General features: G+C 72.8%; 14 protein-coding genes and 2 tRNA genes. 5 read left to right on the top strand and 11 right to left on the bottom strand.

The genetic code is table 11. The annotated features are described in order from the left end of the window. Position 1: 1 nt before the first annotated feature. From BG452_RS00185 to BG452_RS00175, 3 genes are all read right to left on the bottom strand, one after another. A complete protein-coding gene (locus BG452_RS00185) occupies positions 2-1,564 on the bottom strand; it encodes an ABC transporter substrate-binding protein (RefSeq protein ID WP_188302023.1) in 1,563 nt (520 codons plus the stop codon). Between the two features lie 85 nt (positions 1,565-1,649). Next, positions 1,650-2,849 carry an ROK family transcriptional regulator gene (locus BG452_RS00180; protein WP_188302022.1) on the bottom strand — a complete coding sequence of 400 codons (1,200 nt, stop codon included), beginning with the start codon at positions 2,847-2,849 and terminating at the stop codon, positions 1,650-1,652. 30 nt (positions 2,850-2,879) lie between these two features. Then, positions 2,880-3,827: a TauD/TfdA dioxygenase family protein gene (locus BG452_RS00175; RefSeq protein WP_188302021.1), complete on the bottom strand. Its 948-nt coding sequence runs from the start codon at positions 3,825-3,827 to the stop codon at positions 2,880-2,882. A gap of 424 nt (positions 3,828-4,251) precedes the next feature. Here BG452_RS00175 and BG452_RS00170 point away from each other — a divergent pair, with 424 nt between their 5' ends. After that, positions 4,252-4,875 carry a hypothetical protein gene (locus BG452_RS00170; RefSeq protein WP_188302020.1) on the top strand — a complete coding sequence of 208 codons (624 nt, stop codon included), beginning with the start codon at positions 4,252-4,254 and terminating at the stop codon, positions 4,873-4,875. A gap of 301 nt (positions 4,876-5,176) precedes the next feature. After that, positions 5,177-7,999: a helix-turn-helix transcriptional regulator gene (locus BG452_RS00165; protein WP_188302019.1), complete on the top strand. Its 2,823-nt coding sequence runs from the start codon at positions 5,177-5,179 to the stop codon at positions 7,997-7,999. Between the two features lie 48 nt (positions 8,000-8,047). Here the strand turns inward: BG452_RS00165 and BG452_RS00160 are convergent, their stop codons facing one another. The 6 genes from BG452_RS00160 to BG452_RS00135 all read right to left on the bottom strand — a co-directional run bounded on the left by BG452_RS00160 (position 8,048) and on the right by BG452_RS00135 (position 15,612). Further along, the gene (locus BG452_RS00160; RefSeq protein ID WP_188302018.1) at positions 8,048-8,725 is read right to left on the bottom strand and encodes a YoaK family protein; all 678 of its coding nucleotides are present in this window, start codon (positions 8,723-8,725) and stop codon (positions 8,048-8,050) included. 42 nt (positions 8,726-8,767) lie between these two features. After that, the gene (locus tag BG452_RS00155; protein WP_188302017.1) at positions 8,768-9,775 is read right to left on the bottom strand and encodes an alpha/beta fold hydrolase; all 1,008 of its coding nucleotides are present in this window, start codon (positions 9,773-9,775) and stop codon (positions 8,768-8,770) included. Positions 9,776-9,866: 91 nt separating this feature from the next. Beyond that, complete coding sequence (locus BG452_RS00150; RefSeq protein WP_188302016.1) at positions 9,867-10,670, bottom strand: alpha/beta hydrolase; 804 nt, start codon at positions 10,668-10,670, stop codon at positions 9,867-9,869. Positions 10,671-10,873: 203 nt separating this feature from the next. After that, a complete protein-coding gene (locus BG452_RS00145) occupies positions 10,874-11,953 on the bottom strand; it encodes an MBL fold metallo-hydrolase (RefSeq protein WP_188302015.1) in 1,080 nt (359 codons plus the stop codon). An 83-nt stretch (positions 11,954-12,036) separates the two neighbouring features. Beyond that, the gene (locus tag BG452_RS00140; RefSeq protein WP_188302014.1) at positions 12,037-13,926 is read right to left on the bottom strand and encodes an amidohydrolase; all 1,890 of its coding nucleotides are present in this window, start codon (positions 13,924-13,926) and stop codon (positions 12,037-12,039) included. A 225-nt stretch (positions 13,927-14,151) separates the two neighbouring features. Beyond that, positions 14,152-15,612 (bottom strand): acyl-CoA dehydrogenase family protein, encoded by a 1,461-nt coding sequence (locus tag BG452_RS00135; protein ID WP_188302013.1) that lies wholly within the window; start codon positions 15,610-15,612, stop codon positions 14,152-14,154. A gap of 425 nt (positions 15,613-16,037) precedes the next feature. Here BG452_RS00135 and BG452_RS00130 point away from each other — a divergent pair. Both BG452_RS00130 and BG452_RS00125 read left to right on the top strand, forming a co-directional pair. Beyond that, positions 16,038-16,112 (top strand) — tRNA-Leu (locus BG452_RS00130). Positions 16,113-16,627: 515 nt separating this feature from the next. After that, a complete protein-coding gene (locus BG452_RS00125) occupies positions 16,628-18,241 on the top strand; it encodes a peptide chain release factor 3 (protein ID WP_317620834.1) in 1,614 nt (537 codons plus the stop codon). Positions 18,242-18,637: 396 nt separating this feature from the next. Here BG452_RS00125 and BG452_RS00120 read toward each other — a convergent pair. Beyond that, positions 18,638-18,711, bottom strand: a tRNA-Met gene (locus BG452_RS00120). A 433-nt stretch (positions 18,712-19,144) separates the two neighbouring features. Then, positions 19,145-19,615: an SsgA family sporulation/cell division regulator gene (locus BG452_RS00115; RefSeq protein ID WP_188302011.1), complete on the bottom strand. Its 471-nt coding sequence runs from the start codon at positions 19,613-19,615 to the stop codon at positions 19,145-19,147. Between the two features lie 871 nt (positions 19,616-20,486). Between BG452_RS00115 and BG452_RS45115 the strand changes: the two genes are divergently transcribed. Next, a complete protein-coding gene (locus BG452_RS45115) occupies positions 20,487-21,488 on the top strand; it encodes an alpha/beta hydrolase (protein WP_223241543.1) in 1,002 nt (333 codons plus the stop codon). Positions 21,489-21,587: the final 99 nt, after the last annotated feature.

The raw sequence follows: 21,587 nt of genomic DNA, 5'->3' as shown, positions 1-21,587 counted from the left end.
GTCAGGCCGCCAGGTAGGCGTCGTCGAGGTTGAGGTAGCTGAACTTGTTGAGGGTCGCGCCGCGCACCTTGGCGCCCGCCACCTCGACCTGCCCGGCGATCGCGAGGTCGATGACGAACTCCTCGTCCAGCAGGACATCGGTGATCTGCTGGTAGAGCGCCTTGGCCTCGGCGCTGTCGCTGTCCGCGCGGTTCCATGCGCGCTGCACGATGTCGGTGTAGGCAGGGGAGCTGAAGTGCGAGCTGTTCTTCGCCTCGTTGAACGGGTACGCGCTCACCGCCAGGGTGGCGGGGTGCAGTTGGGCGAAGCCGTGGCTGAGCGTCCACAGCGCGGGCATGGTCTGCGAGATCAGCTGCTTCTGCATGGTCGGTGAGTCGGTGGGCTGCAGGACCGTCTCGATGCCGACCTGCTGGAGGTCGTACTGGAGGATCTGGGCGATCGCGGTGCCGCCCGGGTCGTTGGAGTGCGCGAACGGCAGGGTGATCGGTCCGAGCCCGGCCTCCTTGAGCAACTGCCGTGCCTTGTCCGGGTCGTGGCGGTAGCGGGTGGCGCCTGCCGCGCTGTAGGCGGGGGAGGACTTGGGCCAGGGGGCGGAGGACGCGAGGCCGTACCCGCCGAGTGCCTGCTGCACGAGTCGCTCGCGGTCCACCGCCCAGGCGATGGCCTGCCGCACGCGCTTGTCGCCGACGTGCTCGGCGGTGACGTTGACGCCGATGTAGTAGGCGCCGGCGCCGGTGTCGTACTGGGTGATCCGGAACTGCGGGTCGTTCTTGAGCGTGGCCACGTCCTTGCCGCGGACGCCGTACGACAGGTGGCTCTGGCCGGTCTTCAGGGAGGACAGCAGGGAGTCGGACTGCGGGATGACGCGGATCTCCACGCCGTCCAGGTAGGGACGTTCGGGCTGCCAGCACCGGTCGTTGCGGGTGAAGGTGATCGAGGCGCCGGGCTTGCGCTCGGTGAACCGGAACGGCCCGGTGCCGATCAGCTGCTTGCCGGCGACGGCGTCCTCGACGGTGGCCTCATCGGCGATGATCATGAATTCGAAGAGGTCGAAGAGGTTGCTGACCGGGTGGGCCAGGGTCAGGGTCAGCTCGTGGTCGCCGTTCTTCCGGAAGTCGGTGACGGCGGCCGCGGTGGATCTCAACTGGGCGGATCGGGAGGGGTTCTGGAGGTTCCTGACGGCGAAGACGACGTCGTCCGCGCTGAACTTCCGGCCGTTGTGGAAGACCACGTCCTCGCGGAGCTTGAGGGTGACGCTGCGGCCGTCCTCGGCGACCTGCCAGGAGGTGGCCAGCTCTGGCTGCGGCCGCAGCTCATTGTCGTACCTGGTGAGGGTGTTGAAGACCAGCCGCTGGACCAGGGTGTTGGCGGACTGGGCGAACAGCAGGCTCGGGGTGAAGTCGATGCCGGAGGCGACGGTGAGGGTGCCGCCCCGGCGCGGCGCGGCCGAGGCGGCGTCGCCGGCGCCGTCTGCGGCCGAGCGGCAGGCCGCCAGCGTCAGCAGGCCGGCTCCGGCGACGGAGGCGCGGAGCAGGGCGCGGCGCGAGACGAGGTGGTCGGTCATGGCAGAGACCCCTTCCGGGGATGGTTAGTTGCTTTCGCAGCGGAAGTAAGGGAGTGCGCGGTGGGCGCGGGGGTGGGGGCGGCTGTCAGGCTCGGGCGAGGGCTTGCAACGGGCTGCGGTACAGGGCACCGAGCACGACCGCCCCCGCAGCCACGGCGAGCGCGTCGGCACCGCGCTGCTGGGTGATCACCAGCCCGGCGTCCTGGCACAGGTGCGAGCGGCGGAGGACCTCGGTGCGGATCGCCTCCAGATAGCGGCCGTCCATCAGGGCGAAAGTCTCGGTGAGCACCACCAGGTCCGGGTTGACCACGTCGACCAGCAGCGCCACGACCTGCCCGATCAGCCGAGCCCGCCGTAGCACCAGCCGGTCGGCGTGGGGATCCCCGGCGCGCACCGCCGCGATCATCTCGCCCCGCTCGGGCACCGGGATGATCCCGGCGGCCGCCGCCTCCCGGTACAGCGCGGTGTCCGAGGCGGCGGCCGCGAAACAGCCGCGCCGCCCGCAGCAGCACCGGGCCCGACTGCCGGCCACCCGCAGGTGCGCGACGTCGCCGGTAGCCGACTGCGGCCCCAGGTGCACCAGGCCGCCGACGCCCAGAGCCGCGTCCACCACATGGCCCACGAAGAGCTGCACCAGGCTGCGCCGCGCGGCCGGGTGCCCGAAGAGGATCTCCGACTGCGCCAGCGCCCGGGCATGGTTGTCCACCTGGACGGGCAGCCCCGTGGCCCGCTCCAGGAGCGCCCGCAGCGGCACCTCGCACCAGTCCAGCGGCGCGTGGCGCACCGTCACCCCGCGCACCGGATCGACCGAGCCGCCCGTGACCGCGCCGAGCCCGACCACGGACCGCCCGCCCGGCGCGGCGGCCAGGAACGCCGGCAGCCGGGCAAGTGCCGGATCCAGCACCGCCCGGCCCGTGCGGCCACGGTTGTCGAGCTGCTCCCGGGCCAGAACGTTGCCGCGCAGATCGAGCAGCGACAGCGTGGAGAACGGCACCCCGACGTGCAGGCCGGCCACGGCCAGCCGCTCGGTGTCGACGTCCACCGGCAACTGTGGCCGGCCGACGGCCCCGCTCTCGGTCAACTCCGGCCGCTCGCAGAGCAGTCCGAGCCGGAGGAGGTCGGTCACCTGCCGGGAAACCCCGGCCGGGCTCAGTCCGGACAGCGCGGCGACCCGACTGCGGGCGATCGGCCCGTGGTCCAGCACGGTCCGCAGCACGGCGGCGGCATTGACGTCCCGCCGGTCGTCCCCGGTGCGGGCGGGGACGGGGCGGACCGTGGCGGGCATCGACGGGACCTTTCGGAGCGTACGGAGGCGTCAGACGGACGGTTCGAGCTGCTCGGCCGGCACCAGGCCGGGCACCGCCGGCGGGTCGGCCGGCTCCAGCAGCCGGCTCGGCACGCCGTCCACGCCGACCGGCAGGTCGCCGTCCAGGGTGATCCGGCGGACCAGGCGCGGCTGGTCACCGTAGTCGTTGACGGCGTAGTGCTGGGTCGCGCGGTTGTCCCAGATCGCCACGTCGCCGACCTGCCAGTCCCAGCGCACCGTGTTCTCCAGCCGCTCGACGTAGCGCTGGAACAGCGCGATCAGCGCCTTGCTGTCGGGGCCCGGGACCCCGACGATCCGCTGGGCGAACGCACCCAGCAGCAGGCTCTTCTCGTCGGTCACCGGGTGCACCCGCACCAGCGGATGCTCGGTCTTGAATGCAGTGGAGACGAACACCTGGCGGAACAGCTCGGCGACCTCCTTGTTCTCCGCCAGCTCGGGGGTCAGCGCGAGGCTCGCCGCGTAGTCGTAGTCGTTGGTGTGCACCGCCCGCAGGCTCTCCGCCAGGGTCTGCAGAGGGGCCGGCAGGTCGTCGTACGCGGCCGCGGTGTTGGCCCAGACCGTCGAGCCGCCCGCCTCCGGCAGCTCCAGTGCCCGCAGGATGGACGCCTTGGGGTAGGACGGGACGAACGTCACGTCGGTGTGCCAGTTGTTGGCGCGTACGCCCTTGGTGGCGTCCAGCTCGAAGATGTACCGTCCGTCCGCGCTCGGGACGGTCGGATGGCCGACCGGGTGGCCGAGCAGCCGGGCGAACGCCTCGTGCCCGGCGTCGTCCAGGTGCTGCTGACCGCGGAAGAACAGCACCTTGTGGCGGTACAGGGCGGCCTCGATCGCGGCGATGGTCTCGGCGGGCAGGTCGCCGCCGAGGCGGACGTCGTGAACGATCGCCCCGATGCGGCCGGCGGCCGGAGTCAGACGCAGTTCGACGGCAGTGGTCATGGCGGTACCTCGGTTTCTTGCGGAGGGGAAGGACGGCGGACGGCGCACGTGTGCGACGGCGGCAGAGAGGAAGGAGCTGACTGAAAGTCAGTCAGCTTGATGAGGGTCCGTCAGAGACGGACGGGAACCGGGCGGCGACAGGAGAGGAGACAGGCACGGCAGACGGCGGCGGTCATCGTCCCTCCTTCGGTCGCGGTTCCGGTGTGATGGGCTCATCGTGTGGAGGGCCGGCACCCGGTGTCAAGCTCATCCCGCCTGGTGGGAGCGGGTATTGCGGCAATGTTGCGGCGGATGGCGAACGGATGCCGGAACCGGGCACCGGCCTTGCCGGCCGTACGGCGCGGTGACTAACTTGCGGACTGAAATTCAGGTCCGCCAGGGTCTCGGCGGACCTCGCCCCGCCGCCCCGATCGGAGCGCTCCCGATGCGCAACGCCGCCGCGGTCGTCCGGACCGTGCTCGCCCACGGCCCCCTCCCCAGACATCGCATCGCCGAGCTGACAGGCCTGTCCGCGGGTACGGTCACGCGGCTCACCGCCCGGCTCGCCGCCGTGGAGCAGCTGGTCGAACTGCCCGGCGCGCCCGGCCCACGGGAGACGGGCCGCCCTCCCGTGCCGCTGGACCTGCCGGTCAGCGCGACCGCCGTCGTCGGCGTGCACACCGGCCTGCTGCGCACCACCCTGGGCCTGGTCGACGTTGCGACGCACTGCGGACGCACAGCGGCGGTGCTGCCGATCGTGGCGGAGCTCGCGGCGGTGGCCGAACTGACGCCGGCCCCGGCCCTGCGCGCCGATCTGCGCCTGGCCCGGGCGCTGGTCGCGGCCGACGACGACGCCGAGCCGCTCTTCGAGGCCGCACTGGGGCACCGACCTCAGCGCCCTGCCGCTGGCCCGGGCCCGTACCCACCTGGCCTTCGGCGAGTGGCTGCGGCGCCGCCGCCGCAGCGTCGAGTCCCGGGACCACCTCCGCACCGCCCGCGACATGTTCGACGCGCTCGGTGCCATCCCCTGGGGAGAGAGGGCCCGCCGGGACCTGCGGGCGGCCGGTGAGACCAGTCGCGGCCGGGCACCGGACGTGCACGACCGGCTGACCCCGCACGAGTTGCAGATCGTCCGGCCGGCGGCCGGCGGCCTGACCAACCGTGAGATCGGCGAGAGGCTCTAGCTGTCCTACCGGACGGTCGGTTCACACCTGCACCGGATCTTCCCCAAGCTCGGCGTCGTCTCGCGCACCGAGCTGCGCACGGTGGCCGGCACCCTGCGTCGATGCGCCGTCACGTGACGCTCGATCGCCTCATGCTGGTGCGTCTAGTGTTCCCCCGGTCGGTGTTCCGAGGACGAGGGGGTTTCCATGGCGTGGCGCGGGCCGCGAACCGGGGCGGTGCGGCCGCTGGTCGGCCGCTTGGCCGAACGCGAGGTGATCGGACAGCTGCTCGACGCGGTGCGCGACGGGTTCGGGGGCGCCTTGGTGCTCGTGGGCGAGGCCGGGATCGGCAAGACGCGGCTGCTGGACCACGCGGCGGCCCTGGCCGCCGGCATGGAGCTGACCAGGCTGGTCGGCGTCGAGGCCGAACAGCCGCTGGGCTACGGCGCGCTGCACCGCCTGCTGCGCCCGCACCTGCACCGCGTCGACCGGCTGCCCACCAGGCAGCGGGACGCGCTGAACGCGGCGTTCGGCCTGGCCGACGCCGCCCCACCGGACCGGCTCCTGGTGGCCCTCGCGGCCCTGACTCTGCTCTCCGACGTCGCCTCCGAGCAGCCGATGCTCTGCCTGGTGGACGACGTCCACTGGCTCGACCGGGAATCGGCCGAGACGCTGGCCTTCGTCGCCCGGCGACTGCACGCCGACTCATTGGGCCTGATCTTCGCGGCCAGGGACGACCCCGGCGGCCGCACACTCTTCGAGGCCATGCCGCATCTGCGGGTCGACGGACTGCCCGCCGCCGACGCCCGGCACCTGCTCGCCCTCGCCGTGCCCGGCCACCTGGACACCGCGGTCGCGGACCGGATCGTGGCCGGCACCGGGGGCAATCCGCTGGCGCTCATCGAACTGGGCGCGAACCTGGGCGCCGAACAGCTCGCCGGGGTCGCGCCGGTGCCCGAGCCGCTGCCGGTGGGCAGGTTACTGGAGGAGCACTTCCGGCAGTCGGTGGCCGCGCTGCCCCCCGACACCCGGACGCTGCTCCAGCTGATGGCAGCGGCGCCGACCGACGACATGGCGGTGGTGTGGCAGGCCGCAGGCGTGCTCGGCCTGCCGGCCCGGGCCACCACCGCGGCCGTCGACGCGGGAATCCTCAACCACGGGGCCGGCGGCGGGTTCCGGCACCCGCTGATCCGGTCGGCGGTCTACGCGGCGGCCTCGGGGGACGACCGGCGGCGGGTCCACGCCGCGCTCGCGGCGGCCAGCGACCCGGCCCGCGTGCCCGACCGGCGTGCCTGGCACCGGGCCGAGGCGGCCCTCGGACCCGACGACTCGGCCGCGGCGGACCTGGACGCCGCCTCGGACTGGGCCCGGTCCAGGGGCGGCTACTCCGCCCAGGCGCTGTTCCTTTCCAGGGCCGCCGAACTCACCACCGACCCAGCCCGGCGCGCCGAGCGCTACCTCGCCGCGGCCGAGGCCCACCAGGCCTCCGGCGACCACGCCGCGGTGCAACCGCTGCTCGACCTCGCCGTACCCGCCCTCGACCGTCCTGCCACCCGGGCCCGCGCGCTGCGGATGCGCGCCTCAATCGAGCTGTTCAACATCCGGATCGACCGGGTCCCGGCCATGATGCTCGACGCCGTGGCCGAACTCGGCGACGCTGACCCCCGGACGACCCGGGAGCTGCTCTACGAGGCCGTGCACGCCGCGGTAATCGCCGGAGGGCCCGTCTACCGCACGACCTCGGCGGCGGTGTCCCGGGCCGTGACGGCCGCCCCGCCCGAGCCCGACGACCAGGCCTGGAGCCCCACGGGGCTGATCGAAGGACTGAGCCTGCGGTCGGCCAGCGGCTACCGGAGCAGCGTGACGGTGCTCCGCGCAGCCCTGGCCCGGCTCCGCTCCGCGCCCGAACTGCGCAACATGGCCAGTCCGTTCAGCGCCATGGTGAGCATCGCGGCGACCGAGGTGTGGGACATCGGGGCGTACGTGGAGATCGTCGGCCGACTGGCGGCCGTGGACCGCGGCAACGGAGCGCTCTACGGCCTCAGCCTGTCCTTGTCGGACCTCGCGTACACCGAGATCTGGAACGGGCGGCCGGCCGCGGCGGAGGCGCTCTACGCGGAGGCCGACGACTACGCCACCGCGATCGGGCTGACGACCCACGGGGACCTGCGCAGGGCCCTGCTGTACGCGTGGACGGGCCGGGAGGGCGAGACACGCGCCGCCGTGGCGATGATGGAGGCCGTCGCCGGGACCTACGGCCTGGGCTTGCTGCGCCAGCTGGCGCTCCACGCGCTCTGCGTTCTCGAGCTCGGCGGGGGGCGCTACGACGAGGCGCTGCGTCATGCGCTGACCGTCTGTCGCGAGGACGCACCGTCACAGGGAAACCAGGTGCTGCCGCTGCTCATCGAGGCCGCCGTCCGCACCGGCGACCGGCGCACGGCGACCCGCGCGCTGGAGCGGCTCGAGGAACGTGCGCTGCTCGCCGGGACGCCGTGGGCGTTGGGGCTGTTGGCCCGGTGCCGGGCGCTGGTGGCCGAGGACGCCGAGGCGGAGAAGTGGTACGCGGAGTCGGTCGATCTGCTGGGGCGCGTGCCGTTGGCAGCGGAACAGGCCCGGTCACGCCTGCTGTTCGGCGAGTGGCTCCGGCGGCGCAGGCGCCGCGCCGAGGCCAGGACCCACCTGCGGGCCGCGCACGAGCTGTTCGAGACCGGGGGAGCGGCACTGTTCGCCGAACGGGCCCGGACCGAGCTGCTCGCGACCGGGGAGACGGCGCGCCGGCGCGTGCCGGGGACCAGCCTCGACCTCACCCCCCAGGAACGCCAGGTGGCGCTGCTGGCGGTGTCGGGACTGACCAACGCCGAGATCGCCTCCCGGCTGTTCATCACGACCTCGACGGTCGAGTTCCACCTGAACAAGGTGTTCCGCAAACTCGGCATCACCTCGCGGCGGAAGATCGCCGCCGCACTCGGCCAGGGCGCGCTCGCCGACGGTTCGGCGACCTCCGGTGCGAACCCGGCGCACGTCCCGTAGCGCCGCACCACGCCACGCCACACCACGTCGCACCGCGCCGGGACCGGGTCAGTGCCAGACTCCGGCGTGCCGTGCGCGGCTGAGCCGGTCGGCGGTGGCCGAACAGACGGCGAGCAGCCCCGCGGCCGTCCACAACGGGGCCGCCACGTCGGCGTGCCGCAGCAGAAGCCCGCCCCCGAAGGCGCCCGCGGCCATCGCCAGGATCGAGGCGACGCGCAGTCCGCGGACGCGGGCGCTGGTCCGGTCGGCGAACAGGCCTGCGGTGGTCAGTGTGAGCACCGTCGTGGTCAGGTCGGGCACGGCCAGGCGCCGCACGACGGCGTTCTGCATCCCCATCGCGACCGCGAGCAGGGTGACGAGGGCCAGTTGGACCGCTCGCCGCCCCGGGTCGGCGAGCGCCGCCAGCACGGCCGCCCCGATGACGACGGCGCACTGCGCGGCGGTCGAGAGCGCCAGCAGTCGCCCGCGATGCGTGCTGCTGCCACCGACGTGGCGTCCGCCGAGGTACGCCCCGGCGCCGAAGGCTGCCAGGGCCAGCAACGTCGCGCTCCACGAGACTCCGTCGACGCCGCTGAGGGCGAAGCCGGCGAAGACGACGTTCCCGGTCATGTTGGCGACGAAGACGTGGCCGAGCACCAGATAGCTGACGGCGTCGACCAGCCCGGTCGCCACCGTAAGGGCCAGCAGCAGCGCGGGCAGCGGGCCGTGGTTGCGGGGGGCGGGCACTGGGCGTTCTCCTTCGGCGTCGGGGGTGGCGCGGCGTCGGGGTCAGGAGCGGCCGAGGAAGTCGAGCAGCAAGGCGGTCAGTTCCTCGGGGCGCTCCTCGTAGATCCAGTGGCCGGAGTTCGGGATGGTCACGCCGGTGACGTGGGAGGCGTAGGCCTTCATCTGCTCGCCCTCGGCGCTGCCGAGGCTGCCCGATGCGCCGATGGCGAGCACCGGCATCGGGAGCGGGGTCCGCTGGAACTGCGCGTTGTCCCGGATGTCCTGCGGGAACACCCGGAACCAGGCCAGACTCGCCGCCAGGTGGGCGGGGTCGCGCAGGTAGTGGGCGAACACCCGGATGTCGTCCTGGCTCACCGCGCCCGGCACGCCCTCGAACCCGCCGATGAAGCCGGCGGTCCAGCTGACCTCACGGCCCCGGATCATGTTCTCCGGCAGGCCGTCGGTCAGGTTGAAGAACCCGAAGTTCCAGACCCCAGGGCCCCGCTCGGTCAGTGACGGGATCTGGTAGATGCTCAGGTCCGGGATCGGAGCCTCGCTGAGGACCAGCTTCTCGACGGTGGCGGGGTACTGCGCCGCGTAGGAGTAGGCGACCATCGTGCCGATGTCGTGACCGACGATCCGCACGTCGTCGTCCTTGCCGAGCGACACCAGCAGCGCGTGGAGCTCGGCGGCCATCGTCTTCTTGTCGTAGCCCGAGGGCGGCGCGTCGCTCTGCCCGGCGCCGGGCAGGTCCGGGGCGATGACGGTGTAGTGCTCGGCCAGGGCCGGCATGATGCCGTGCCACTCGTACCAGGTCTGCGGGTAGCCGTGGAGCAGCACCAGCGTCGGCCCGTGGCCGCCGGTCACGTAGTGCAGGCCGATGCCGGCGACCCGGGCGCGGTGTTCGGTGAACCCCGCGGGGATCCGTTCACCGGCGGATGCGGTGGCAGGGGAAGCGGTCGTGGGGCCCGCGGCGGCGCTGATCGTCGCCGTGCTCAGCGCGACGGCCGCGGCCAGGGCCGCGCCTAGCAGTCGACGGCGGCTGCGGGTTCCGGGCAGGGGGAGTCTCACTCAGTGCTCCAGGTGGCGGGTGACGGAGGGTCGGCGGCCCCTGGCGGGGCCGGGTCGGGCGGGCGGCGGTCGTGCCGCCGTCGACGGGTGGTCAGGCCGTCGGGCCCTGGCGCCGGAGCCAGGCCAGCACCGCCTCCGCGACCTCGCGCCAGCCGCTGTCGACGGTCAGCGAGTGCCCGCGGCCGGGGAAGGACAGGAACTCGGTGACCGCCTCGGAGTGCCGGTACTGCTTGAGCGTGGCGCGGGTCACCGACTCCGGGACGGTGTGGTCCTTGCCGCCGGACACCAGCAGCAGCGGGCCGCGTCCGGAGTTCGCGGTGTCGACCTTGGCCGGCGAGTGGGGGTCGAAGTTCGCCGCGGCCGCCTCGAACAGGGGCTTGCCCGGCGCCGGGATGGTCCACCGCTCGAAGAGTCCGTCGGACTCCTCCTCGCTCAGCGCGTTGCCGAACGCGAAGCGGAACTGCTCGGTGGTCAGGGACACCGCGCGGTGCCGGTTCGCAGGGTTCTTGAACACCGGCAGCGTCGAGCGCAGCGCGGACAGCGGAAGCGGCAGGACGCCCTTGATCTGGGCTGCGTCGATCGCCACGGCCGCCGCCGCCAGTTCCTGGCCGAGGAGCTTCTGGGCGATCATGCCGCCGAAGGAGTGGCCGATCAGGACCGGCGGCGCTCCCAGCCCGCGGATGATCGTCGCGTAGTGCTCGACGACGTCGTCGATGCCGTGGTCGGCGATGCTCTCCGGGTTCTGCCGGGCCTCCTCCACGGTGTCCGGGTCGCCGGGCCAGCCGGGCGCCGACGGGGCGTAGCCCTCGGCACGGAAGAGGTCGATCCACGGCTGCCAGGAGGTGCTGTGCAGCCACAGGCCGTGGATGAAGAGGACGGGGGTCGGGCTGGTCATGGCCGAGTGCCCTTTCTCGGGAAGGGGATCGGGCGGGACTGGGTCGGGTCGTGCTGGGCCTGGTCGTGCTGGGCCTGGTCGTGCTGGGCCTGTTCGTGCTGGGCCTGTTCGTGCTGGGCCTGTTCGTGCCGGGCAGGGCGCTAGCAGGCCGGAGGCGACGGTGAGTCGGGCCGGTTCTCGGGGCGCTGAGCGCCGACCGGTCCTCAGGGGCGGGTGCTGAACGGGCCGAGGATCCCGGCGTCGATCCGGAGCGACTCGACCATCGCTGCGGCGTTGTCGAGCGTGAACACGTCGGCTGCGGCGAGGACGCCGTTGTACTTGGCGATCACCGGTGCGGCGGCCTGCGCCGCCACCGCGTCGAGGTAGGTCTTGAAGATCGCCCAGGAGTTGCCCTGCGGGCCGTACTTCGCGAAGTACGGCCCGGGGTCCAGGTCCATCGAGGCGCGGGCGGCGGCTTCGAGGTCGGCCGTGTAGGCACGCTGGAGGTCGCCGTCCGCGCGCACGCCGAGCCGGCCGAGGTGACCGCCGACCAGGGTCCGCCAGGGGTAGCCCATGGCGATGTCCTGCGCCCGCAGCCAGGCCGGGATGTCCTGGGAGACCGCGAGGTTCTTGAACGGCACCCAGCCCGGGTACAGGACGTCGACGACCATCAGGGTCCGGTGCTCCGGCGCGTGGACGAAGATGTTGTCCGGGCTGTGGTTGGGGCCGTGGTAGGTCAGTTCCAGACGCTCGCCGCCGACCTCCAGCGTGTAACGATCCTTGAAGGTGACGGTCGGCGCGGGACGGTTCGGGTCGCCGTCGCGCAGCAGCAGGCGCCGGCACTCGGCGTGACCGATCCGCACGACGTCCTTGCCCAGGATCGACGAGGCGCCCGCGTGGTCGGCGTGGGAGTGCGAGTAGACGAGGTGCGTGACCTGCGACGGCCGGCCGTTCGCCCGCGTCACGTCGGCTATCGCCCGCAGCAGGTTGTGCCCGATGGTCGGCGGGGCGTCGACCAGGACGACGCCTTCCCGGGTGCTGAGGAACATCGCCTGGTAGTACCCGTCGGTGACCCAGTGGAGGTTCCCGTCGATCCGGCCGACGTAGTAGCCCGCGTCGTTGATCGCCGGCCCCTTCGCGGCGAGCGGGACGGGCGCGAAGTCGGGCAGGTCGGTGCCGGTGCCCTGGGCGGCGGCCGCCGTGCCACCGCCCAGGGCCGTGCCGGCGACGGCGACCGCGGGCAGGACGGCCGCCGTGCGCAGCAGGGCGCGGCGGTTCGCCGGGGTGTTCATCGGGTGGCTCATGGCGTGGCCTTTCGGGATCGGTCCGCGATCGGGTCGGATTCGGTCGTGCCGAGCGGAGGGGGGCGTCAGGCGCTCGGGGCGGATCACTCGAAGCAGGGGTCGGACACCCGAAGGACGGCGTCCGCCTCGGTACCGGCCCCGCGCCGACCGGACCGGCGCAGCTGCTCCGTGGAGTCGGCGGCGGCCTGGCCCAGCAACTCGGCCTGGCGCGCGCCGTCGCCGACCCGGCGCAGGCCGGCCTGGTAACCGCCGAAGTGGGCCAGCGGGCTCCAGCCGGGTTCGACCGGCGGCGCGGGCACTGCGAGGCCCTCGAACTCGCCGACCGCGTGCACGATCCGGCCGCCGACGACGGTGAGGGCGGCTTCGATGAGTGGGATGTCCTGCTCGGGGACGGTGAAGTAGTCGTCGGTGAGGATCGCCAGATCGGCGAGGAAGCCCGGGCTGAGCCGGCCCTTCACCTCCTGCTCGCCGGTGAGCCGGGCGCCGGCGGCGGTGTACATCTCCAGCGCGGTCTCCCGGCTGACGCAGTGTGCTGCCGAACGGGTGCGCAGGCCGCCGACGGTGCGCCCGGAGACGAGCCAGTGCAGGGCTACCCAGGGGTTGTAGGTGGACACCCGGGTCGCATCGGTACCGGCCGCCACGTGCAGCCCGCGTTCGAGCATCGCGCCGAGCGGCGGGGCGGCCGCCGCTGCGGCGGCGCCGTATCGGCGCGCGAAGGTCTCGCCCTGGTACGCCAGCCGGTGCTGGACCCCCAGCGACCCGCCGAGCGCCGCGATGCGGTCCAGACTCTGCGGCGATACGGTCTCTGCGTGGTCGAACAGCCATCGTCCCGGTCCCGGGAAGAGCCCTTCGGCGGCGAGCTTCTCGAAGACGGCGAGGTCGCGGCGGATGGTCTCGTCATACGTGGCGTGGAGTCTGAATCCCCAGCCGTTCTCCAGTAGGACCCGCACTGCCTGCTCCAACTGGTCCTCGTACGGGCCCAGTTCGGGACGCGGCTGGGCGAAGTTCTCGAAATCGGTGGCGGCCCAGACGAGGTTCTCGCCGGCGCCGTTGAACCTGAGCCACTCGTCCCCGTCGCCGGGCTTGACCAGGGTGGCCCAGCGCCGTAGGTCCTCGACCTCTTGCCCGAGGGTCTGCGGGAACAGGTGGTAGGCGATGCGCACCGTGAGCTCCTGCGCGGCGGCCAGCTCCGTGACGGCCGTGTAGCCCGACGGGAAGTCCTGGAACCCGCCGGCGCCGTCCACCAACGAGGTCAGGCCGAACCGGTTCAGCTCGCGCAGGAAGTGGGCGGTGGAGGCCTTCTGTAGCGCGGGGTTGAGCACCGGGGCCTTGGCGATCGTCGCGTAGAGCAGTCCGGCGGCCGGGGCCGCGATCAGCATCCCGGTCGGCTCGCCGTCGTGGCCGCGGACGATCTGCCCGCCCGCCGGGTTCGGGCTGTCGCGGGTGATGCCCGCTGCGCGCAGCGCCGCCCGGTTCAGCACGGCGGACTGGTACAGGTGCGTGATGATCACCGGCGTGTCGGGCGCTGCCGCGTTCAACTCGGCGGGCGAGGGCAGGCGGTGCTCGGCGACCGTCTCGACGCTCCAGCCCCCGGCGACCCGGACCCACTGGCCGGCCGGAGTCCGGGCGGCCTGTTCCCGCAGCATCCTGAGGCCCACCGCGAGCGACGGCACGCCGTCCCACCGCAACTCCAGGACGAAGTGCAGGCCGCCGCGGACGACGTGGCAGTGCGAGTCGTTCAGCCCGGGGACGACCCTGCGGTACTGCGCGTCCACCACCACGGTGTCCGGCCCGAGGTAGGGCGCGACGTCCCGGTCGTCGCCGACCACGCCGATCCGCCCGCCGTGCACCGTCAACGCCGAGGCCGTCGGGCGTCGCCGGTCCCCGGTGTGGATCCGCGCGTTGCGGACGACCAGATCAGCGCGGTCGTCTCCCAGGCCGGGCCGCAGGCCGGCCACGGGCATCGATGTCATCGGAGCTCCTTGCCGCCATGGGTGCTACCCACAGCAGAGCACCGAGCCCGGTCCATTCGAACCGTGGAAAGACCCCAGTCCTGACAGGTCGTCGGCGCGTGGCAAGCCTGGGGACCAGCCCCGTTGCGAAGCCTTGGCGAGCCGTGGTGCGGCGCAGCTCGCGGCACCGGCCGATCACCGCACCGACTGCGCTGCGCCGCCCGGGAGAGGTCGGCGGAGCACGGTTCAGGCGCCGGCCCCGAGGCGCCCCAGGAGGTCGAACTCCACGCGGACGCGGTCGATGTCGGCCCTGAGGAACGCGGCTGCCCGGTGGGCCAGGTCGGCGTCGGCACCGGTCTCGGTGGCCCACTGCAGGACGCGGGAGGCGGCGAAGGTGTAGGCGATCACCCGGCCGGCCAGGACCATGTGCTCCTGGGCGAGTTCCCCGTCGAGGAACCGCAGGTCGAGGCCGTGCACCGAGACGGCCGGCGCGGTCGGCGCCCAGGCGGCCAGGAAGGTGCTGAGGGAGCGGCCGTCCGCGCTGTCCAGGCAGTGCCGGGCGAGCTGCTGGCTGAGGAGGTCGTTGGTGCCGTCGAATATGGTGAAGACCCGGGAGTCCAGGAACGCCTGGGCGGCGATGTTGGTCGGCGAGCCGTTCCGGTAGCCCTCACCGCCGGCGAGCTGCTGGTAGTGGTTGGCGGAGCTGACCATCAGCTCGGTGGCGACGACTTTGACGGCCAGGATGAAGGGGAACGCCGGGGTAAGGTCGGACGTGAGGTCCAGCCGGGTCCGGACGTAGTGGTTGAGCGCCGTGCAGACCGTGTGGGCGCTGTCGATGGCTGCGAGCCGGTAGCGGACGAACCCGATCGCTGACAGCGGCGAGCGCCCGATGCGACGCGCATCGGCGTAGGCGCGCGCCTCGCGGGCGACGCGGCGCAGGAAGCCGCATGCCAGCGCGCCGATCAGCGCGCGCCCCGACAGGTAGATGTCCACCATCGAGCTCAGGTTCCCCGCCCCGACGTCGATGCGCCGGTGCGCGGGGACGAACGCGTCGATCTCGTTGACCCCGTAGTCGATCACCTTCAGGCCCAGCGCCTCGTACCGCTGCGAGGTGCGGAACCCGTCGGTGCGCTCGACGACGAACCACCCGTACTCGCGGCCGCTGTCGCCGTCCCGCTTGGCGACGACCACCCACCAGGACGCGGTGGCGCTCAGCGCCTGCCAGTGCTTCCGGCCGCGGATGTGGTAGCCGCCCTCGACCTCCTCGAAGGTGGTGGTCAGGCCAGACATGGCCGAGCCGCAGCCGGGCTCGGTGGAGGCGAACCCCGCCGTCGGCGCCACCGGACCGGCGAACAGGGGCAGTACCTCGCGCTTGGCCTCCTCCCCGGCCCACAACACGACGGGCCGCAGCGCCAGTCCGGTGACGATCGCCGTGTAGACGGCGACGGCCAGGTTCCGCTCCGCCAGGACCTCGACCACCCGGCACATCTCGACGTGGCTGTTCCGGCCCCCGTACTCGACCGGCAGCACCGGCAGCAGCACACCCACCCCCGTCAGCCCGAGCCAGTCCTCCGCAGGCAACTCCCGCTGCGGGTAGGTCGCCGCGTCGAACCGCACGGCGGCCGCCTCGACCCCAGCGATGAACTCCTCCGTCGAAAGCGACGCGAGGACCGCAACGGACGCGACGGCGTCCGCAGGTTCAGTCATGTCTCCATCCGTTCCCGGAAGTCCGACTCGAGCGCTCGGAACCATTCCGTACGGTCCGCGGCGGCCGGCGAACGGGCGGCGCGGATGTCGGTCCGGCGATCCTACGGGCGGCGACAGAGCTTCACCGATCGGGGGCGGACTGCAACGGCATTGAGGTGCCCAGGTCGGCGGTCATCCGGCGCGGCTCTTGTAAGACCCGCATCCGAACCCGCCGCCCGGCGCATCCACGTCAGCGCCCGAACCGTGCGACGCTTCGTCCAGCGGATGTGCGAACAGGGACAACCCGTCCCGCGCTTGCCCGCGCCGAAACCACGGCCTCGGTTTGGTCGTCACCTCTCACGCGCTTCTCACGGACTGGGTGTCACGGAGTGTCATCAGGCATCATGCGGCCTGGATGCGGCAGGCCCTGACCTGCGGTTTCTGGACTGGACGGACTGGCCGTCACCCCCTTTCGACCGCTGGGGGTCAAGGGGTCGCAGGTTCAAATCCTGTCGTCCCGACTGCTGAACGATCCCTGTGTTGCGCAGAGCGGTGGGGCCGGGTGCGAAACGCCCCGGCCCCACCGCTCGCGCTTCCCGGTGCCACCCCAGCGTGACCATGCGGAGTACACGACAGGATTCGCACACGCTGGCTTTGCCCGCTGGTTGACTCGAACTCGCCGCACGAACCTCAGCCACACCGAGATATCCAGCAGACCCGGCTCAATGTACCGATCCGGGCCGACCTGGCTGCGGGAGTGGAGACGTCCGCCGGAACCCCGTGCTGGGGGGTGCCGAGCGGGGCCGGCGCAACCGGTGGCTGAGGACCCTGGACCGGCTCGGCCTCGGCCCCGACCCCGGGACAGATCGGCTGTCCTCCCGGCTGGAGCCGGGGCAGCAGCCGACAAACGCGAATTTCGGGGCCACGCCGTCCGGCAGCCTATTATCGCTTCCTGGGCCTGTGGACCTGATCCCCGGCTCACCAGGTACGGAGAGGCATGACCCGGCCTGCTGCCGATGCGTACCGGAGGAAACACGTGAGCACCGAACAGTCCGTCCCCGTCCCGCAGATCCTTCGTGAGGCCGGCCGCCGACGGACCTTCGCCGTGATCAGCCATCCGGACGCGGGCAAGTCCACGCTCACCGAGGCGCTGGCGCTGCACGCGCGGGCGATCACTTCTGCCGGTGCGGTGCACGCCAAGGGTGACCGACGCGGCGTGACCAGCGACTGGATGGAGTTGGAGCGCGAGCGCGGTATCTCGGTGACCTCGGCCGCCCTGCAGTTCGGCCATCGCGGCCACGTGATGAACCTGGTCGACACCCCCGGCCACGCCGATTTCTCCGAGGACACCTACCGGGTGCTGGCCGCCGTCGACTGCGCGATCATGCTGGTCGACGCGGCCAAGGGCCTGGAGGAGCAGACCCGCAAGCTCTTCGCGGTCTGCCGCCATCGCGGCGTCCCCGTGATCACCTTCATCAACAAGTGGGACCGGCGCGGCCGGGATGCACTCACCCTGCTCGAGGACATCGAGACGCACCTCGGGATCACCCCCGTCCCGGTCGTCTGGCCGGTCGGCAACGCGGGCAACCTGCGCGGCCTGGTCGAAGCGGGGAACACCGAGCAGATGCTGCGCTACACCAAGGTGCCGGCCGGCACGCACGCCGCCCTCGAGGAGCAGCTCACCTCCGAGGAGGCTGCCGAGCAGGAGGGCGAAGCCTGGACGACCGCGCTGGAGGAGCTGGAGCTGGTGCTCTCCTCCGGCCCCGGCTACGACCAGGAGGCCTTCGAGGCCGGCAAGATCAGCCCGGTCTTCTTCGGTGCCGCACTGACCAACATCGGTGTGAAGCCCCTGCTGGACGCCGTGGTCGACCTCGCTCCGGCTCCCGGGCCCCGCCCGCTGGCCAAGGGCGGCAGCCGCGAGGTCGGCGAGGAGTTCTCCGGCCTGGTGTTCAAGATCCAGGCGAACATGGACCCGGCCCATCGCGACCGGATCGCCTTCGTCCGAGTCTGCTCCGGCGTCTTCGAGCGCGGCATGCACGTCACCCGGGCGGCCAGCGGCCGCTCGTTCGCCACCAAGTACGCGCACACCGTGTTCGGCGCCGAGCGCACCGTGGTCGACACCGCGTACCCCGGCGACGTGGTCGGCCTGATCAACGCGAGCGCGCTGCGGGTCGGCGACACCCTCTTCACCGGCAAGAAGACCGAGTTTCCCCCGCTGCCCGCCTTCGCCCCCGAGTACTTCGCGGTGGCACGGCCCAAGGACATCAGCCGTTCCAAGCAGTTCCGCAAGGGGGTCGCCCAACTCGATGAGGAAGGCGTGATCCAGGTGCTGGTCTCCGACCGGCGTGGCGACCAGGCGCCGGTCATGGCTGCGGTCGGCCCGATGCAGTTCGACGTGATCCTGCACCGGATGGAGCACGAGTTCTCCTCCCCGATCGCCCTCGACCAGCTGTCCTACCGCGTGGCCCGGATCACCGACGCCGACGGCGCCGCAGCCCTGGCCAAAGCCCGCCTGACCAACGGCGAGGTGCTCACCCGCCGTTCGGACAACGCGCTGCTGGCCTTGTTCGCGGACAAGTGGCACCTGAACGCCTTCCAGCGCGCCCAACCCGACATCCTGCTCCAGCCGCTGATCGCCACGGCGGACTGATCGCCGACCTCCCGGTACGGCGGCGCCGCTTGGCACGGCGGCGCCGCTTGGGCACAGCGGACGGCGCGTGGTGCGGCCCCTGCCGGAGGTCTTCCGCCGTGCGCCGCCCATGCGGGTGCCGACAAGTCTGTCCGTACAGGTCATGCGGCATGTCGGTACTCGTGGAGGGCGCCGCCGAGACGGTCGCGTTCTCGGACGTCCAGCCGGGCGATCCGCCCGGTATCGGCGATCGGGACGGGCCGTGGTGTCAGCGACGTGTCCTGGTGGAGTGCGTGATGTGGGCGGTGGGTTTGGCAGTGGCCCTCGAACTCCCACAGCACGTGCGGGAGAGGGAGCAACCAACACGAAGGCCGGGCCCGTCGCACACAGTGCGACGGGCCCGGCCTTGTTGCGTAGTAGCGGGGACAGGATTTGAACCTGCGACCTCTGGGTTATGAGCCCAGCGAGCTACCGAGCTGCTCCACCCCGCGTCGGTGACACCGACTCTACGGCACAGCCCGCACAGGACGAAATCTCATGTCCGCGGCCGTCGGGAAGCTGCCTGCGGCAGGTGGCTGCGGCGGCCCAGGAATCCATCATGAGCAGCACCTGCCGGATGGCCGGCCACCAGCGGACAGCCCGTACGCCATCGCCGCCTCGGAGACGAATCGGTTCCGGGTGACCGTCGCCCCGGCTCGCGACGTACGGCCGGCTGCCCCCGTCACCGACGAGGAGTACGCCGCCGCACCCGCCGCCGACCGACCCGCCCCGCCGGGTCCGCGGGACCGGGCGGGGCGGGAGCGGCAGGGGAGCGGCCGGGGGTCAGCGGCCCGGCGTGGGCTGTTCCGGCGCGAGGGAGTTGCCGGGCGGGATGTGGCCGCAGTCGGAGGTTCGCCGAATCCCGCGGAGGTGGCGCCCCGGTGGTCACCCGGTGGCGCCCGGACGTCGGCCGGCCAGAGCCTCCAGTGCGGTGTCCCAGTCGATCGAGGCCGCTTCCGACCCCTGGGGTACCAGGGTGAAGCTCTCGCGGCGCAGCCAGCGCCTGACCTGTCGGGGCGGGAGGTCGAGGAGGACGGTGCCGTCCCGTCCCAGGAGCATGATGCGCAGGGACGTGCGGCCGTGGCAGGTGCAGGGCGGCCAGATGCGGACGTCGCCGAGGCCGGCGGGCTTCTGGAGCCCCTCCCAGAGGAGGTCGCGGGAGAACCGCCAGGTGCCCGCTTCGGCCGCGGGGCCGAGGAATTCGAGGGCGACGGCGAGCGGGTCGTCGCTGCGGTACCCGAAGCGCACGGGAATGTCGACGGTCTCGTGCTCACCGAGGACGAGACGGGCGCGGAGGACGAGGTCGGCGCCGGTGGCCTGGGGCTGGGAGCTGGGCAGCGGGTGGGGGGCGGGCATGGGGGGCTCTCCTGGTCGGTGGCGGGACGGGCGCCGGTACCGGGCGCCGGTGGCGACGGCGGCCGTCCGGGTTCGTTGCCGGCGGGGCGCGGTGTCCGATGGGGGCGTGGATGCGCCGATGTGCCGACGCGCGCGTGCCGGTGGCGGTGCGCTTCTCTCGCCTCGGGTCCTGAGAGCTGCCGGAACAGGGGGAGGCGAATCGCGTTCCAGGGTAGGGGCACGGCGACGGCGTGGATGTTCCGACGGTGCATCGCGCCGTGACGATCCGCGCATCGTTTGTCCGACGAACCGGCGGGGATGGGCGCCCGTTCCGGTCGTGCGCGCGAGGTCCGGCGGCCTGCGGGTGGCCGGCCGGGGGCGGCCCGGTCGTCGTCAGGCTTCTTCTCGCGGGGTCGAACTCGGCTGGGGTGAAGCCGACTTCACGACTCCCACGCCGTGTCCGTCTCCCGACCGACCGCGGTCGCCGATCTCGTCCACGACGCCGCGGCCGCGGGTGCCGTACCGCGCAACGGACTCCCGGCCGGTGACGTGGCCTCCGCCGTGCCAGGACGGGGAGGCGCGGCGACGAGTGAGGAACCGGCCGTCCGTGCGGGCGAGTTGTCCGGCCACGGCGGTGCCCCGCCCGTGGTTCCCGTGGCCGTCAGGCGGACACGGGTTCGTCAACCCGGCGTACATCACGGGGATCTTCCGGCCGGCCTTCCGGGCCGGAACCTGTGCACGATCAGACAACCCGGGCCGACACCCGGCAGTACGGTTGCGTGGCGTCCTCGTGACGCGGGTGGACCGGCCGTCCGCTCGGCGCTCGAACCGAGGACACGCCAGGGTACGTCTCGCGCCGCTGCGCCCATCCGATCATGCCAGGAGCGAAGAGTTGTCCGACCCCACCCCCTCGCACGTCCGACGACCGGTGCTCGACCGGGAACTCCAGGACTTCCTGGACGCCCGGGCGGGCCGGTCTGCGACGGAACCGCCGGACCTCGCCTTCCTCACCACCCCGGACGCCACCCGAAACGCCGATGCGCCCGGCCCGGCGGCACCGGACGATCCGTACGGCACCACGACGGAGTGGCTCGCCCTGCCCTGCGGACCGGCCGGGCGGGTGCACGTGCAGGTGACCAGGCCCGCCGGCGCCGCGGACCCGATCCCCGTGGTGCTGTTCCTCGGCGGACTCGGCTGGGTGCTCGGCGACGCCGCCTCCTACGGCCGGCTGATCCAGGACATCGCGCTGGGAACGGACGCCGCCGTGGTGTACGTGGACTACTCCCCGGCGCCCGAGGCGCGTTACCCGGTGGCCCTCGAACAGTGCTACGCCGTGGCCCGTTGGATCCACGCGCACGGCCACGAGATCGGCCTGGAAGGGGACCGGATCGCCGCCGTCGGCGACTCCGCCGGGGCCAATGTGGTGGCGGCGCTGACGCTGCTCGCGCAGCAGCGCGGGGACGTGCGATTCGCGCACCAGGTGCTGCTGTGCCCGGTGACCGACGCGGACTTCGACACCGCGTCCTACCGCCGGTTCGCGACGGGCTACTTCCTGCACCGTGACCACATGCGCGGCTTCTGGGACGCGTACCTGCCCGGGGCGCACCTGCGGAGGGAGGCCACCGCCGCCCCCCTGCGGGCCACGCTGGACGAACTCGTCGGGCTCCCTCCGGCGCTGGTGGTCACCGCCGAGGCCGACGTGCTGCGGGACGAGGGCGAGGCCTACGCCGCCAGGCTCCGCGCCGCGGGCGTGCCGGTCGTGGCAACGCGCTACCAGGGCACGGTGCACGGCTTCCTGCTGCTCGCCGGGCACTGCCCCACCGGCACCGCTCGGGCCGCGCTGATCCAGATCGTCGACACCGTGCACATGGCCCTGCACCGCCGGTCCTGCTGAACGGCCGGGCGACGCGGGGCCGGAGGGGTGGGGCCGGAGGGGTGGGGCCATGTGCCGTGGCGCGACGACCGGCTCATGAGTCCTCCCGGGGCGGTCCCG

The organism is Streptomyces sp. CBMA123, assembly GCF_014596465.1.
Classification (GTDB): domain Bacteria; phylum Actinomycetota; class Actinomycetes; order Streptomycetales; family Streptomycetaceae; genus Kitasatospora.
Note: the sequence above shows the minus strand (reverse complement) of the source record. Positions and strands in the feature narration are given on the sequence as shown.